This is a genomic window from Saprospira grandis, assembly GCF_027594745.1.
Taxonomy (GTDB): domain Bacteria; phylum Bacteroidota; class Bacteroidia; order Chitinophagales; family Saprospiraceae; genus Saprospira; species Saprospira grandis.
Map to the genome: position 1 here is coordinate 3,454,230 of NZ_CP110854.1, position 16,253 is coordinate 3,470,482.

Genomic DNA, 16,253 nt, shown 5'->3' on the forward strand with positions numbered 1-16,253 from the left:
CTAATCCTCTAGCCAGTTTTTGATTTGTTCTAGAGAGCAGCCCGTAATTTGGGCAATTTGTTCTAGGGCTAAGTTGGCGGCCTGCATTTGCTTGGCCATGGCTTTTTTGGCCTTTAGCTCACCTTCTTTTAGGCCTTCTTCCCGTCCTTTTTCTAGACCCTCCTCTAGGGCGCTGTCAATCGCATTTTTGATATCTCGATGCTTTTTGAGGGAGACCTCATAATTTTGGCGCTCCTCAATAGAGTAGCTGGCAATTTCGGCGGCATGGAAAAGCCCTGTGAAAATGCGCTCTTGCAAGGCCGCTGGCCGATCTTCTAATTTGGCCAAATAACGGAAAAGATAAAGCCATTTATCCTGTAGATCTTCTAGCTCATCTAGGGTTTTGGTGAAATTAGGCAGCTCGATATAAATATAAGTGAGGTCTTCAAAGAAAAGCTCTTTATCTTGGTCCTTGAGCTGTACATAGCGAATCACTCGATTATGGGGATTGGGCTGATTGATCTTAAAATCGAGAATACAGATCGTATAAATGGGCCAAAGCTTAAAATTCCAATCGCCCCTTTCGGATTGTTCTTGAATGGGGAAAGTGCTATAAAAAATAGAGCGATCGATGAAATGATTTTGCTTACTGCGTTGCAGCTCGATGATAAACTGCTCGCCTCGGCTGCTGGTGCAATAGATATCAAAAATAACTTTTCGGTCCAGAAAGCTGGAAGGCAGGCGTTCGCTAGGGAGATATTCGAGGTCCTCCACCTGATGCTTTTCGGGCAGCAGCTGATTGAGAAAATGGATGAGTAGCTCCTTATTGGCGGCCTCGCCAAAAAGCTTCTTAAATCCAAAATCGGTCAGTGGATTGATGTAGCGATCCTTGATCATCTTTTTTTCTTCTTTTCCCAAAATTAAGATATTTAAATGAGGTGGTAAAAAAATGCAGTACTAAAAACTGCGTATACTACCGACTATAAGGACTAAAAACCAAATAGTCAACAGTTTGATACACTTAATTTTGAATTTGGGCCAAAAAGCATTTATTAGGGCCTAGTAGAAAAGAAAAAGCTTGAACCTGCTAAGGTTCAAGCTTTCTATCCTTTAAGGCTAATCTTCTAGCCAATTTTTGAGTTGTTCTAAAGAGCAGCCCGTAATTTTGGCAATTTGTTCTAGGGCTAAGTTGGCGGCTTGCATTTGCTTGGCCATGGCTTTTTTGGCTGCTAATGCGCCTTCTTCCCGTCCTTGTTCGAGTCCTTCTTCCAGGCCCTCCGCTCTGCCTTTTTCTAGGCCCTCTTCTAGGGCGGTGTCGATAGCATTTTTAATATCTCGATGCTTTTTGAGAGAGACCTCATAATTTTGGCGCTCCTCAATAGAGTAGCTGGCAATTTCGGCGGCATGAAAAAGCCTCGTGAAAATACGCTCTTGCAAGGCCGCTGGCCGATCTTCTAATTTGGCCAAATAACGGAAAAGATAAAGCCATTTATCCTGTAGGTCTTCTAGCTCATCTAGGGTTTTGGTGAAATTAGGCAGCTCGATATAAATATAGGTGAGGTCTTCAAAGAAAAGCTCTTTATCTTGGTCCTTGAGCTGTACATAGCGGATCACTCGATTATGGGGATTGGGCTGATTGATCTTAAAATCGAGAATACAGATCGTATAAATGGGCCAGAGCTTAAAATTCCAATCGCCCCTTTCGGATTGTTCTTGAATGGGGAAGGTGCTATAAAAAATAGAGCGGTCGATGAAGTGATTTTGCTTACTGCGTTGCAGCTCAATAATAAACTGCTCGCCTCGGCTGCTGGTGCAATAGATATCAAAAATAACTTTTCGGTCCAGAAAGCTGGAGGGCAGGCGTTCGCTAGGGAGATATTCGAGATCCTCCACCTGATGCTTTTCGGGCAGCAGCTGATTGAGAAAATGGATGAGTAGCTCCTTATTGGCGGCCTCGCCAAAAAGCTTCTTAAATCCAAAATCGGTTAGTGGATTGATATAGCGATCCTTGATCATCTTTTTTTCTTCTTTTCCCAAAATTAAGGCATTTAAATGAGGTGGTGAAAAAATGCAGTGCTAAAAACTGCGTATACCACCAACTATACAGACTAAAAACCAAATAATCAACAGTTTGATACACTTAATTTTAATTTTGGACCAAATTTGCGGTTTGGGGGCGCGAAGCGCCCGGCCACAACAAGGCCTTTAGGCCGCCGTTCGACGACCGAAGGGAGTAACCGATCTGCAGTAGGGGGCGGCCTAGCGATGTGCAGCAGTGGCCCGCAGGGCCAGACCAAAGCGGCGCAGCCGCTGCAGGGCCGAGCGAATAGCGAGCTGCGAAACGTAGCGCCCGCCGCAGGCGGGAGGCCCCAAAAAAATAGCGAGCTGCGAAACGACAACAAGGTCTTTAGACCGCAGTTCGACGACCGAAGGGAGTAACCGCCCGCCGCAGGCGGGAGGCCCCAAAAAAATAGCGAGCTGCGAAACGACAACAAGGTCTTTAGACCGCAGTTCGACGACCGAAGGGAGTAACCGCCCGCCGCAGGCGGGAGGCCCCAAAACATCAAAAAAAATATTAGATTCTAGATAGGCTGGACAAAAGTTAGTTTTATTTGTACTTCTTGACGCATTTTAATTATTTTCAGGGCAGAACAAAACAGACAAACATGAGTAATTTCCACTTCCTCAAAAAGGAATGGCCCCAGCTCTATACCCAAGCAAGAGAGGCCGAAAAACACCTATTAACCGCTCCTCGGACGGCTGCTTTTTATAGCCGATTGACTTTAGAATTAACGGTTTATTGGCTCTATGACCATGATGAAGATTTGGGTCAGCGCTATGCCGATGAAACCCTTTTTGGTCTTTTGCAAAAGCCCAGTTTTAAGCAGATGCTGCGGCCTTCTATGCAGCGGGACCTTGACTATATTCGCAAAATTGGCAATGCGGCGGCCCATACTGCCCAGGCGGTGAGTGGAGAAGAGGCCAAAGAAGCCCTAAAAAATGTTTTTCGCTTTATGAATTGGCTGGCCCGAAGTTATTCGGCCAATGAAGCTATGCCCATTCATAGCTGGTCTGATGAGCATTTGCCCCTAGGCGGAAGCGCCCAAAAGGAACTGAGCCGAAAGGAATTGGCCAAACTAGAAAAAAGCTTTGAGGACAAACAAAAAACCATCCTCAAGGAGCTCGAGCGGCTCAAGAAAATTGAGGAGGAACACCAGCGACTAAAAGAAGAAAACGCACAGTTTAAGGCGCAAAAAGAACGTAACCGCGCCAATATGCTGAAAAAAGGCGAGGAACCTGGCCTAGCCCCAGAAGTGCGGACCGAACAACAAAGTCGCGAACTCTATATTAACCAGATGCTGCGAGAAGCGGGCTGGAATCTCAAGGACCATCGACAAGTTGTTGAAGAATATACCATTCATGAGATGTATCCTGGCCGTAAGGGCTATGCCGACTATGTATTCTTTGATGAAAAAGGATTGCCCCTAGCTATTCTCGAAGCCAAATCCATTACGAAAGACCCCGAAAAAGGAAAGGAACAGGCCAAACTATATGCCGATGCCCTAGAACGAACTACGGGCTGTCGTCCCATTATCTTTTTGAGTAATGGCCTAGAAACCACGATCATCGATGATCAGTTTTATAAGGCAGAGCGCTCTATTTTGGGCTTTTATAGCCGAGAAGAGCTAGAGCATCTACACTATAAGCACAAAAATAGAAAAGCCATTTCGACGGTAGGGCCCGACCCTCAGATTGCGGGCCGCCCCTACCAAATGCAGGCGGTGCTCAGTGTGAACCAAGCCCTAGAAAACCGAGAGCGGGCGGTACTTTTATCTATGGCCACGGGTAGCGGAAAAACCCGTACGGCTGCGGCTTTGGCTAAGGTCCTTTTTGAAAATAACTGGGCCAAACGGATCCTCTTTTTGGCCGACCGCCGCACTTTAGTCAAACAAGCCCAACATGCTTTTAAAGATCATCTAGAAAACTACAGCAGCATTAGTCTGCTCGATAAAAAGGAAGAAGGGGAGGAGCATGCCCGCTTGGTCTTCTCTACTTATCCCAGCATGCTCAATTATCTGAATAGAACAGAGGAGCGAAAATTTGGCATTGCCCAATTTGATTTTATTGTGGTGGATGAGGCCCACCGTTCGGTCTATAAGAAGTATAAGGCCATCTTTGATTATTTTGATGCAATTTTAATTGGCCTAACGGCTACGCCCCAAGCTCAGGTAGACCGCAATACCTATCAGCTCTTTCATTGTCCAAAGAACAACCCCACCTTTGAGTATCCACTTGAAGAGGCCGTGGCAGCCAACTATCTGGTTCCGCCCATCATTATAGATGGTAGCACTCAAATTACCAATGAGGGGGTGCATTATAAGGACCTTAGTCCCGCCGAAAAAGAAGAGTATGAAGATAGTTTCATGAATGAAGAAGAGGAGGATATGCCCGAATCTATCGCCAATAGCGAGCTAGATGTTCGACTCTTTAATGCCCCCACAGCCGATAAAATCCTCCATCTCTTGATGGAAAAGGGCCTCAAGGTAGAACAAGGCGATAAACTGGGCAAAACCATCATCTTTGCCAAAAATATTAAGCATGCTAAGTTTCTCAAAAAGCGCTTTGATTTGCTTTTTCCGGCCCAGGCCGACTTAGCCGAAACCATTTATGGCAGTAAGGACCATGTAGAATCGCTGTACGATCGTTTTAAAGACCCCAGACAGCTTCCCCAAATTGCCATTTCGGTAGATATGCTCGATACGGGGGTAGATGTGCCCGAAATTGTCAATCTGGTCTTCTACAAAAAGGTGCGCTCTCATGCCAAGTTTTGGCAGATGCTGGGTAGGGGAACTCGTTTGTCTCCCGACCTCTTTGGTCCCGGCCAAGACAAAACCTTCTTTTACATCTTTGATGTTTGCGATAATGTGAGCTTCTTCGAGGAGAGTTTTGAGAAGGGCCAAGGCAGCCGCAGCCCCTCTATGGAGGAGCGGGCCTATAAGCTTAAGCTAGAAATTGCCCAAGCCCTCAATCATCTGGATTATCAGGATGATGAACGCTTTTTGGCCCATCAAAAGACCCTAAGAGATGAGGCCTGGCAGGCCCTCATGGATCTAGATCAGCACCAAATTGAGGTCAAAGCCATTTATCCGCTCTACAAAAAGTATGAGCAGCGCAGCCGCTGGGATCAGCTCAATAGCAAAGAACTGAAGGAGATTGTCGAAGAACTGGCCCCTGTTGCCGCGCAGGTAGATCAGGATAGCGATCTAGGCGCCCGCCGCTTTGATCAAATGATTTGGCAACTGCAATTGCTTTTCCTGAAAAATAAAGACCGAAGCAAAAAGGCCAACCGCCTGCGAGAAAGCCTCGATCTGCTGGCCCAAAAAGGCAATATCAAACAGATTCGAGAAAAAGCGCCACTCATCAGACAGTTGCGCCAGCTCGGCGCTATTGAGGCCCTCGATTTTTGGGGACTAGAGGAGGCCCGCCTAGAACTGCGGGAACTGCTTCGCCTGCTCGATAAAAAGCAAAAACAAGCCATTTATAGCCATTTTGCCGATGAGCTGACTGGAGCCGAAGATAGAGAAATGCAGGGCTATGGCGGCTATTCCGAGCCCTATAAACAACGACTCTACCGCCTACTGACCGAAAATAAGGAGCAGCTTTATCTACAAAAGCTGCATAGCAATCAGCCCCTAACCCTAGCCGAGGTAGAAGCCCTAGAACGCTTTATCCTCGAGCAAACCCAGGGCAAAAAAGAAGAGCTGCAAGCCGAACAAGGCGAGCTCTCTTTGGGCCGATTTATCCGCTCGATTATTGGGCTAGACCCCGCCGCCGTCCAAAGCACTTTTGCCGATTATCTGCAAGAACAAAAATGGAATGCCCAACAACTGGCCTTGGTCCAATTGATTGTGCAGCATTTTGTAACCAATGGCTATTTGCAACCCCAAGATATTATGGGCGAACCCTTCAATCGCCATGGCAATTTGGTCGACCTCTTCGGTGGGCATGTTAAAGGCCTAGTAGAGCTCATTAAGGCCATAAATAAGAATACGGAGCCGGCTTAGGGGGAGCCCCTAGGCGACTATTGGCATTTTATAGTACCTGTGGGTTGAAACCCACAGCAACAAAAGAGGCCATACTAGGCGCAATAAAAATGAGCCGATGGTTAAAACCATCGGCCCATAACGAGTACTAATAAACGGCTTGGGATCATTTTCTTACTATAGTGAATAGCCTTAGAATAGAAAAGCGAACAAGGACTTTAGTCCGTCAGTTCGCTCAGTCAACAACCCTGGGCTTCAGCCCAGGGCTGTAAGCATGGAAGGGAGATAATAAGAAAAATGAGATATATGACCCAAGCCCCCCCACAAAAACACCCCCAACAAAAAAAACATCCCAACAAAAAACTTCCTATATTTCCCCCTCACAAAAATACCTTTATGATTACTGGAGAATTACGCAACGATATAGATAAAATTTGGAATTACTTCTGGTCGGGTGGGGTGACTAACCCCGTGACCGTGATCGAGCAACTGACTTACCTGATGTTTCTGCAGGAACTCGATAACCGCCAAAATGCACAAGACCAACTGGCCGCCCTCTTTGGCGAAGGCTATGAGAAAAAGGTCTTTTTTGAAGAAGATCAAGAAAGCCTCCGCTGGTCGAACCTTAAGGAGATGAACCCCGAAGAACGCTTTGCTAAAATGCGCGATGAGGTTTTTCCCTTTATGCGAGAAGAACTCTCACAAGGAAAGTCTAAGGAGAATGTCTCGATTTTTGCCCGATATATGCAAAATGCTAGCTTCATGATCCCCTCCGCTAAGTTGCTGGATCAGGTGGTCTTGGCCCTTTCTTCGGTCAATTATAAGGACTCGGATACCAAGGGAGACCTCTACGAATATCTACTGTCTAAACTCTCTTCGGCTGGGAAAAATGGACAGTTCCGCACGCCCCGACATATCATCCGCCTGATGGTGGATATGATGCAACCCAATGTACAAGATACCATTTGCGACCCCTCGGCGGGTACTGCGGGCTTTTTGGTGGAGGCCGCCGATTATGTCCGAAAAAACCATCAGGATGCCTTGGTCAAAAGCGAAAACCAGGCGCATTTCCGCAGCAAGATGTTCTCGGCCCTAGAGTTTGACCCCACTATGGTCCGTGTGGGCGCCATGAACCTTTTTGTGCACGGCATCGAGCAGCCTTTGTTGCGCGATATCAATGCGCTTTCGCCCCGAAATGCCGACCTAGAGGAGAGTTGCTCGCTCATCCTCGCCAATCCGCCTTTTAAGGGGACGGTGGACAAGGATGATTTGGATGAGGAACTAACGAAGGTGGTCAATACAAAGAAGTCGGAGTTGCTCTTTTTGGCCCAAATTCTTCGCCTGCTCAAAAATGGCGGTAGAGCGGCGGTCATTATCCCCGATGGCGTCCTCTTTGGCAGCAGCAAGGCCCATAAGGAAATCCGCAAGCAGTTGGTAGAAAAACAGGAGCTACAGGCCGTTATTTCTATGCCTTCGGGCGTTTTCAAACCCTATGCGGGGGTCAGCACGGCCATCCTAATTTTTACCAAAACCAATGCGGGCGGCACCGATAAGGTCTGGTTCTACGATATGCAGGCCGATGGCTTTTCCCTAGATGATAAGCGGCAGTTTTTGGGCAAAGAGGGCCAAGCCCAAAGCCATGAAGAGAATAACCTGCCCGATATTTTGCAACGCTGGGCCAAGCTGGAAGAGGAGGACAACCGCAGCCGTACCGATCAGTCCTTTATGGTGCCCCTTGCTGAGCTACAAGAAAATGATTATGATCTCTCGATCAACCGCTATAAGGAGATTCAGTATGAGGCGGTGGCCTATGATCCGCCCCAAGAGATTATCCAAAAGATTCAGCAGGATTTACAAAGCAGCCTAAAAGAACTTTCTGATTTGCAGCAGCTTTTAGATTAGTTTTTTTTGGGGCCCGCGGCCGCCCTTCAATTTGGGGCGGCCGCCGCTATGCTGCGGGGCTCGCTATTCGCTCGGCCCTGCGGCGGCTTCGCCGCCTGGGTCTGGCCTAACGGCCACCCGCTCCGCAGCGCTGGGCCAACGGCCCTGACGGGCCCAAGGGGGCTGCGCCCCCTTGCCGCTGAGGCCCAATTGTTTAGCCAAATAAATCAAAGAAATGAAGAAGAGAGATTGGAAAAAGGTAAAGCTGGGGGAGGTTGTGGATGTAATTATGGGACAGGCTCCTCCAGGTAGTTCCTATAATAATGAAGAGAAAGGTTTAGCTTTAATTGCTGGAGCTGCTGACTTTGGAGATGTCTATCCTGAGCCTAAGAAATATACAACAGAATCAAAGAGGGACACAGTAGAGGGAGATATATTGATGTGCATTCGGGCAACAATTGGCGATTTGAATTGGTCTGATGCTGTATACTCTGCTGGAAGAGGAATAGCTGTACTTAGAACAAAGCAAAATGTATCTAGAAAGTATTTATGGTTCTGGTTAACAGCTAAGAAAGACTATTTTTTATCACAAGGAAGAGGTGCAACATTTCTGCAGATATCCAAAAAGGATTTGACAGAGGTATTTTTCCCCCTTCCCCCCTTAGCAGAGCAAAAGGCCATAGCGGCCCAGCTCGATCGGGCGGATAAGCTACGGCAGGCCTTGGCCCAAAGCCTAAAGGACTATGATCGTTTGCTGGCGGCCAGCTTTCTGGATATGTTTGGAAAAGGAGAGCGAAAATATAGTTTAGCAGACTTCTGTGAAATCAATCCTAAAAAATCAGAGGTTAAGGGCCTAGATGAAAATTTAGAAGTAAGTTTCCTTCCTATGGGAGCCGTCTCTGAAAAGGGGGAAATAGATTTGAGTACGAATAAGACAATAGGAGAAGTCTATAAAGGCTTTACGTACTTTAAAGAGGAGGACGTTCTCTTTGCTAAAATTACCCCTTGCATGGAAAATGGAAAAGGGGCTGTAGTTCGCGGCTTAACAAATGGTATTGGCTTTGGATCAACAGAATTTCATGTATTGAGAGCAAAAGAAGAGGTAACAGCAGATTGGATTTATGGAGTAACGGCTTCAAATCGTTTTAGAACTATTGCCGCACATAATATGAAGGGAAGTGGTGGCCAAAAACGAGTACCTCTGAGCTTTTTTTCTGATTATAAAGTAGCAAAACCTAGAAAGGAAGACCTTAGTCGTTATACAGAAATTGCTGCAGATATAAAAAAGCAAAAGGCGCTCATTCAGTCGGCCCAGCAATCGGCGGAGGATTTATTTGGGTCCTTATTGCAGGCCTACTTTTATGAGGGAAAATAGCATAGACATGCAGCAGGTCCAAACCGAGGGGTTTGGGCCTTTTTTGTTGTTGGGGGGGCAGAGGTCCTATACCCATATTATACAGGACCCTAGGGCCAAGGCCCTAGGCTAATCGTAGAGTCACCCCCTCCAAGGAGGGGGCTTTTTTGTGCTTCGGTTAATGTTTGTGTTGGGGATGGGGTTAGCGGCTGGCTGGCCTGCAAATCCCCTCCAAGGAGGGGATGTCGATTTTTTAGCTAGCCTAGGGGCTTGTCCCTAGGCGATGATTGGCCAAATCCTAGCCAGCTAAAGGCCCAACTTTTATCTAATACACAAAATTCTGAACAGTCCCAGGTTCAAAACCGCAAAATTGGCCCTTTTATATAGCCAGTTATGTTCTAGACATAGCCAGTTATGTTTCAGACATAGCCAGTTATGTTTCAGACATAGCCAGTTATGTTTCAGACATAGCCAGTTATGTTTCAGACATAGCCAGTTATGTTCCAGACATAGCTAGTTATGTTCCAGACATAGCTAGTTATGTTTGAGACATAGCCAGTTATGTTTGAGACATAGCCAGTTATGTTCCAGACATAGCTAGTTATGTTCCAGACATAGCTAGTTATGTTCCAGACATAGCTAGTTATGTTCCAGACATAGCCAGTTATGTTCCAGACATAGCTAGTTATGTTCCAGACATAGCCAGTTATGTTTGAGACATAGCCAGTTATGTTTGAGACATAGCCAGTTATGTTCCAGACATAGCTAGTTATGTTCCAGACATAGCTAGTTATGTTCCAGACATAGCTAGTTATGTTCCAGACATAGCCAGTTATGTTCCAGACATAGCTAGTTATGTTCCAGACATAACCAGTTATGTTTCAGACATAACTTTTGCCCTTTTTGATTTTGTTACATTATTTCCGTTTTTAACAATTTCCTAACAATTGGGGGCAAAAACCCCTATTTCTGCAGCCTAAAGGCCGCAGCCAATCTCTTGGGCCATTATCTTGCTCGCCGCAGCGGCTTAAAAGCCCCTGCTTCATTGGAGATGGGCGCAAGCATTCGGTTTTCAGGTCCTGCGGCTTTTAAGCTGCAGGCCATGGGGCGGCCAGAGCCTAGCTTAGTGGTTCCGAAATTGGCTGCGGCTTTTAAGCTGCAGCTACGGATAGCAGGCCCGAAGGGCCGCAGGCCTAGCGATGCGAAAGGGGGCGGCGCAGCCGCAGACCAAGGCCGTTAGGCCGCAGGGCCGAGCAGACCTGCGAGCCCTGAAGCGTAGCGCCCGCCGCAGGCGGGAGGCCCCAAAAAAACAGCAGAGATCAAAAAGCATAGTTAGATAAATATGCTTATATTTCGCTATCTATTTTTTGACAAAACTGAAGATATGAAAATCGAGATAAAGGACTTAGGGGCCATAAAGTCAGCGACAATAGACTTGTCTAAGCCGCTCAATGTTTTTGCTGGGCCGAATGGTACAGGAAAGACCTACTTGGCCTATGTACTATATAGTCTTTTTAAGAATCGTATTTATGTAAGCGGAAGTAAATCGGCTTTGTCAAAAGAGATGTTTAAGGAATTGATTGAAGAAAAGGAGACAAGTTATCAGTTAGATTTTGATGAGATCAATGCGTATAGGGATAAAATAGCTGAAGATTTAAAGGCTGATTTGGATAGTATATTTGGGATTAGTGAAGAAATGGGGCGTAAATTTTTTGAGGGGACGACTATTCAGTTTTTGGAGTCTAAAGAGGAATTGCGGAAGCGGTTGTTGAAAAATGCCTTTGATTTTCAGATAGATATAAATGGTAATATAGTAAAAGTAAGCAAGGAAAAGGGGGCGGGGAGTTTATCCTTGAAGGTAGAGGATCAGAGTATTTCTACGGACTATTTAAATCGTTTGGAGGTATTTTTATTGCCGGTGTTAATTGCTCAGCTGGCTATTTTTCCAGTGAGTTCTGTGTATATTCTTCCGGTAGAGCGAAACTCTATATTTACCTTTAGCAAAGAGTTATCTATACGAAAACAAGAGGCTATAGATCATTTTCATGCGATGACTGGCAAGGAGAAAGTAGATCGTTTTGATCTTTTGTTTAAAACGACCAAGCGATACCCTTCAGCAGTTAGAGATGGTTTATTGATTGCGGAAGATTTGGCAGAGATAAAGAAGGTAAGAAGTCCTTTTTTTGGTTTTGCCTTAGAATTGGAGAAAGAGCTTTTGTATGGAAAAGTAGAAGTAAGTGAAGATGGGGAATTACAATTTAAGTCGGACAAAAACCCCAAGAAGTTACTTCCGATACAGATGACTGCATCTATTGTAAAATCTTTGGCTAGTCTTGTTATTTATCTGAAGTACTTAGCCAAAGAGCATGATTTAATTATCATAGACGAGCCAGAAATCAATTTGCATCCGAACAATCAGCTTGTATTGACAAGGATTTTTGCACGTTTAATGGCCAAGGGGTTTCGTTTAATCATTAGCACGCATAGTGATTATATAGTGCGAGAACTAAATAACTTGATTATGTTGTCTGCTCGAGAAGCAGGAATAGAAGGAGTGAGAGCGCAATATGGCTATTCATTGGAAGAGACCATTCCGGTTCAAGATGTTGCTGTTTCCTATTTTAACTACCCAGTTAGTAAAAGGAATTATCGGCAGTTAAGCGTTCGTAGGTTAGAGGTGACTAAGACTGGTTTTGAGATTCCGTCTATAGATGAGACGATTGAGTCTCAAAATATGATTAGTGAGGATTTATATGACGCCCTAAGCCAAGACAGCGATGAGTAATTTAGACATAATCAAAGACATATTAAGTGAAAATTATTTAGCGGCAGATCAGGATTTATTGATAGAGGAAAACAGGACCCGCAAAAAGAAGGGTTTTCGAATGGAGTATCCGATTCATAAAAGAGCTGGGGTCGCTCATTGTTTATATCGTTATGAGGATGATGCCTTTCCTTTTTTTAAGTTTCCTAAAACGGGAAAAGGGCAGAAGGGGGTAAAAGGCTTGAAGAAAATGTGTGATTATATTCTTTTTGCGGAAGAACAGGGGGATGACCGATTATATATTTTCTTAATTGAGTTGAAGCTGGGGCCGACAAGCGCACAGCCACAATTAGAGGCGGCTCAGGAGTTTGTACATTTTATTGTAAATACGGCAGCTAGAGTGGGCTTAGAAATTGAGCATTATGAAATACGCAAGCTCCGAATTTGTGATAAATATGCTCAAAAGAAAGGGACAAATATTAGAAGGTCTTATGAGTTTGACCACAATGGCTATTGTGATTATCGGTCTAGCCGTTTTCAGTTAACCGCTTTAATTAAAAATATTTAGTCTCTCCACCTCCCCAAAAACAAAAACGCCTGAGCAAGTTGCCCAAGCGTTTTTTCTTAAATCGTCTAGCTCTCCTAAGAACTCAACTTATACTCCAGCCCCAATTTTTTCAGGGCATCCACAAAGGCGTCATCGGCACTAATGCGGCGATTTTTGGAGAGCAGGGTAAGTTTCAGCCGCTCTACTATATCGAGCAAATTGACCTCCAGCTCTTGTTCGCCGGGGTGTTTGCTACAGACATAATCCAGTTGTTCCATCAGTTGCTCATTGAGTTGTTGGATGGGCAAATTGATGGTCACTCCACGGATTTTCTCCTCAGAAACGGCATCCATCAGACGGATTTCATTGATGCGGAGCTCAAACTCATGCGGATTATTCCAGCGGGGTTGATATTTCCCTTTGATATAAATGACGGCATCCAGATTGAGCAGATGGCGGAACTTCAGGTAGTTTTCGCCAAAAAGGCCCATGCGGTAGCGGCCCGTATAATCCTCTACGGTAACAAAGGCAAAGGATTTCCCTTTTTTAGAGACCCGATGCTCTACCTCATCCACGATTCCGCCAATGGCCATTTCGCGGTTTTTGTATTGGTCCATCTCATTGATGGGCTTACAGAGTCGCTGCACGGCTAGTTTATAGTCATCTAGCGGATGGCCCGAAAGGTAGAAACCGGCCACCTCTTTCTCCTTTTTCAGGCGGGTCAACAAGGGCCAAGGATCGGCCTCGGGGACCTTGGGCGGGGGCATGCTTTCCTCCATGGCGGTGGCGCCAAAAAGCGACTGACTAAAGTCGTTTTTCTGCTTCTGAAAGGCATTACCATACTTAATCACGGCCTCCAAATAGCTTTGGCGGTCATCATAGGGGGCAAAATAAGCGGCTCGAGGCAGGCCAAAGGCATCCATGGCGCCGCCCAAGACCAAACTTTCAAAGCATCGGCGGTTGGCAGCCCGCAGATTGATGCGCTGGGTCATATCGACCAGATCCGTGAAAGCCGCTTCTTCTCTGGCCTCCAAAATAGCTTCTACGGGGCCTTGGCCCACCCCCTTTAGGGCCGAAAGCCCAAAGCGGATGCGCCCCTTGGGGGTGGCATAGAAGTCGAGCTTACTTTCATTGACATCTGGCCCTAGAACATCTACGCCCTGCGCCTTACATTCGGCAATGAAGAAACTCACACTCTCCATATTATCCTTGTTGTGCGAAAGGACCGAAGCCATAAATTCCGCAGGATAATGCGCTTTGAGGTAGGCCGTCTGAAAGGCCACAAAGGCATAGCAGGTAGAATGCGATTTATTAAAAGCATAAGAGGCAAAGGCCTCCCAGTCTTGCCAGATCTTTTTGAGGACATCCTTGGGGTGGCCCCGTTCTACTCCGCCTTTTTCAAACTTGGGAAACATCTGATCAATGAGCTTTTTCTTCTTTTTTCCCATCGCTTTACGCAGGGTATCGGCTTCGCCTTTACTAAAGCCAGCCAATTTCTGCGAAAGCAACATCACTTGCTCCTGATAGACGGTAATTCCATAGGTTTCGGACAGATATTCTTCCATATCGGGCAAATCGTAAACAATGGGTTTGCGGCCATGCTTCCGATCAATAAATTCGGGGATGTACTGCAAGGGCCCCGGACGATAAAGGGCGTTCATGGCAATAAGATCCGCAAAGGTGGTGGGCTCCAAGGCCCGCATATGCTTTTGCATACCCGCGGATTCATACTGGAAAATCCCCACAGTTTCTCCTCGCTGAAAGAGCTCATAGGTTTTGGGGTCATCCAAGGGCAGTTCATCGGGTTCTATGTCTACGCCATGGTTTTCCTTAATCATGGCCACGGCATCTTTGATGATGCTTAGGGTTTTGAGGCCCAAAAAGTCCATCTTGAGCAAGCCGGCATCCTCAGCCACGGAGTTGTCAAACTGCGAGACCAGGAGGTTAGAGTCCTTGGCTACGGTCACCGGGACGTAGTTGGTAATATCGTCGGGCGTAATCACCACCCCACAGGCGTGAATGCCCGTACTTCGGATAGAGCCCTCTAGCTTTTTGGCATTGCGGATCATCTCGCCAATGGTGTCTTGACCTGCGGCCAATTGGCGGAACTCCTCGGCCTGGGCTTTTTCATCACTATTGAGCTTGCCCAATAACTTGGGATCTACTCCATCTTTGCCCAATACCTTTTTGAGGGTGGCGCTCAGATGAGAAGGGAAGGTCTTGGCCACTCGGTCCACCTCGGGCAGGGGCACATCCATTACCCGACCCACATCTCGCAAAGAGGAGCGGGCGGCCATAGAGCCATAAGTAATAATTTGGGCCACTTGGTTTTGCCCATATTTATCAATGACGTACTGAATCACTTTCTCCCGACCCACATCATCAAAGTCAATATCAATATCGGGCATAGATACCCGACTCGGATTGAGGAAACGCTCAAATAGGAGGTCGTACTTGATGGGGTCCACATTGGTAATCCCCACACAATAGGCCACGGCAGAACCCGCAGCAGAACCCCGACCTGGCCCCACCGATACTTTTAATTCTCTGGCTACGGTGGTAAAATCTTGCACAATCAGGAAGTAGCCAGGATAACCCGACTGCCGAATCACCTCCAGCTCAAAGTCCAAACGCTCCTTAATGGCAGGCGTGATGCTTCCATAACGACGCTTGGCGCCCTCATAGGTCAAATGCCGCAGATAATCATCCTGCGTCTTAAACTCTTGGGGCAGGGGGAAGGCCGGCAAAAGGACATCTCGGGCCAGCTTGAGCTTGTCAATTTTGTCATAGATTTCTATGGTGTTCGCAATCGAATCGGGCCGATCTAAGAACAAGTTGTTCATCTGCTGCTTGGTCTTAAAGTAGTAGTCAGAACTCGAAAACTTAAAGCGGTTTTGGTCCTGCACCAAAGAGCCCGTATTGATACAAAGCAACATATCGTGGGCCGTCCAATCATCCTCCTCTACATAATGAGAGTCGTTGGTGGCAATGACTTTTACATCATATTTTTTGGCAAACTTCAAGAGCTGCTGGTTGATGTCTTCCTGGCTAATGCCCAGACCGTCAATGTTTTCTAGCCCTCGGTGTCTTTGAATTTCAATGTAGAAATCTTCCCCAAAAAGATCGAGCCACCACTTGAGTTTTTGCTCGGCCTCATCCACTTTGCCGTGCATAATGGCTTGGGGAATCTCGGCCCCAATACAGCAGCTAGTGGCAATCAGGCCCTCATGATATTTTTCAATCAGCTCCTTATCAATTCTAGGGAATTTGGAGTAGAGCCCTTCAATAAAGCCCAGCGAACAAAGCTTGGATAGGTTTTGATAGCCCTGCTGGTTTTTGGCCAATAACAACTGATGAAAACGGCGGTCTCGCTCGCCTTTGGCCTTAGAAAAACTGCGGCGATGCCGGTCTTCTACCAAATAAAATTCACAGCCGACAATGGGTTTTAGGTCTCGTTTTTCGGCCTCGGCCACAAACTTAAAGGCCCCAAACATATTTCCATGGTCGGTCAAAGCTACGGCTTTCATCCCATCTGCAGCCGCCTTATCCATCATCACCCCAATGTTCGAAGCCCCATCGAGCAAAGAAAATTGCGTATGACAATGTAGATGTACAAAATCTTCCATCCTTCCTATTTTTTTGAGTGCTACACAACATACAAAAGGCGGTTGGGATGGCCAAAGG

Annotated in this window: 8 protein-coding genes; 5 read left to right on the forward strand and 3 right to left on the reverse strand. The window is 46.3% G+C overall.

Annotated elements, in window-relative coordinates; translation table 11 throughout:
• Both OP864_RS13630 and OP864_RS13635 read right to left on the reverse strand, forming a co-directional pair.
• The gene (locus OP864_RS13630; protein ID WP_270100809.1) at window positions 1–876 is read right to left on the reverse strand and encodes an Rpn family recombination-promoting nuclease/putative transposase; all 876 of its coding nucleotides are present in this window, start codon (window positions 874–876) and stop codon (window positions 1–3) included.
• 219 nt (window positions 877–1,095) lie between these two features.
• The gene (locus OP864_RS13635) at window positions 1,096–1,995 is read right to left on the reverse strand and encodes an Rpn family recombination-promoting nuclease/putative transposase (protein ID WP_270100810.1); all 900 of its coding nucleotides are present in this window, start codon (window positions 1,993–1,995) and stop codon (window positions 1,096–1,098) included.
• Between the two features lie 650 nt (window positions 1,996–2,645).
• Here OP864_RS13635 and OP864_RS13640 point away from each other — a divergent pair.
• From OP864_RS13640 to OP864_RS13660, 5 genes are all read left to right on the forward strand, one after another.
• The gene (locus OP864_RS13640; protein ID WP_270098708.1) at window positions 2,646–6,044 is read left to right on the forward strand and encodes a DEAD/DEAH box helicase family protein; all 3,399 of its coding nucleotides are present in this window, start codon (window positions 2,646–2,648) and stop codon (window positions 6,042–6,044) included.
• A gap of 375 nt (window positions 6,045–6,419) precedes the next feature.
• The gene (locus OP864_RS13645) at window positions 6,420–7,925 is read left to right on the forward strand and encodes a type I restriction-modification system subunit M (protein ID WP_349294458.1); all 1,506 of its coding nucleotides are present in this window, start codon (window positions 6,420–6,422) and stop codon (window positions 7,923–7,925) included.
• Between the two features lie 214 nt (window positions 7,926–8,139).
• Window positions 8,140–9,279, forward strand: coding sequence for a restriction endonuclease subunit S (locus tag OP864_RS13650; RefSeq protein ID WP_270098710.1), 1,140 nt, complete (start codon window positions 8,140–8,142; stop codon window positions 9,277–9,279).
• Window positions 9,280–10,642: 1,363 nt separating this feature from the next.
• On the forward strand, window positions 10,643–12,043 hold the full coding sequence (locus OP864_RS13655; protein ID WP_270098711.1) for an AAA family ATPase: 1,401 nt from the start codon (window positions 10,643–10,645) through the stop codon (window positions 12,041–12,043).
• Complete coding sequence (locus OP864_RS13660) at window positions 12,036–12,590, forward strand: hypothetical protein (RefSeq protein ID WP_270098713.1); 555 nt, start codon at window positions 12,036–12,038, stop codon at window positions 12,588–12,590. The genes OP864_RS13655 and OP864_RS13660 overlap by 8 nt, the downstream gene beginning before the upstream one ends.
• Before the next feature lie 74 nt (window positions 12,591–12,664).
• Here the strand turns inward: OP864_RS13660 and dnaE are convergent, their stop codons facing one another.
• Window positions 12,665–16,195 (reverse strand): DNA polymerase III subunit alpha, encoded by a 3,531-nt coding sequence (gene dnaE / locus OP864_RS13665; RefSeq protein ID WP_270098714.1) that lies wholly within the window; start codon window positions 16,193–16,195, stop codon window positions 12,665–12,667.
• Between the last annotated feature and the right edge of the window lie 58 nt (window positions 16,196–16,253).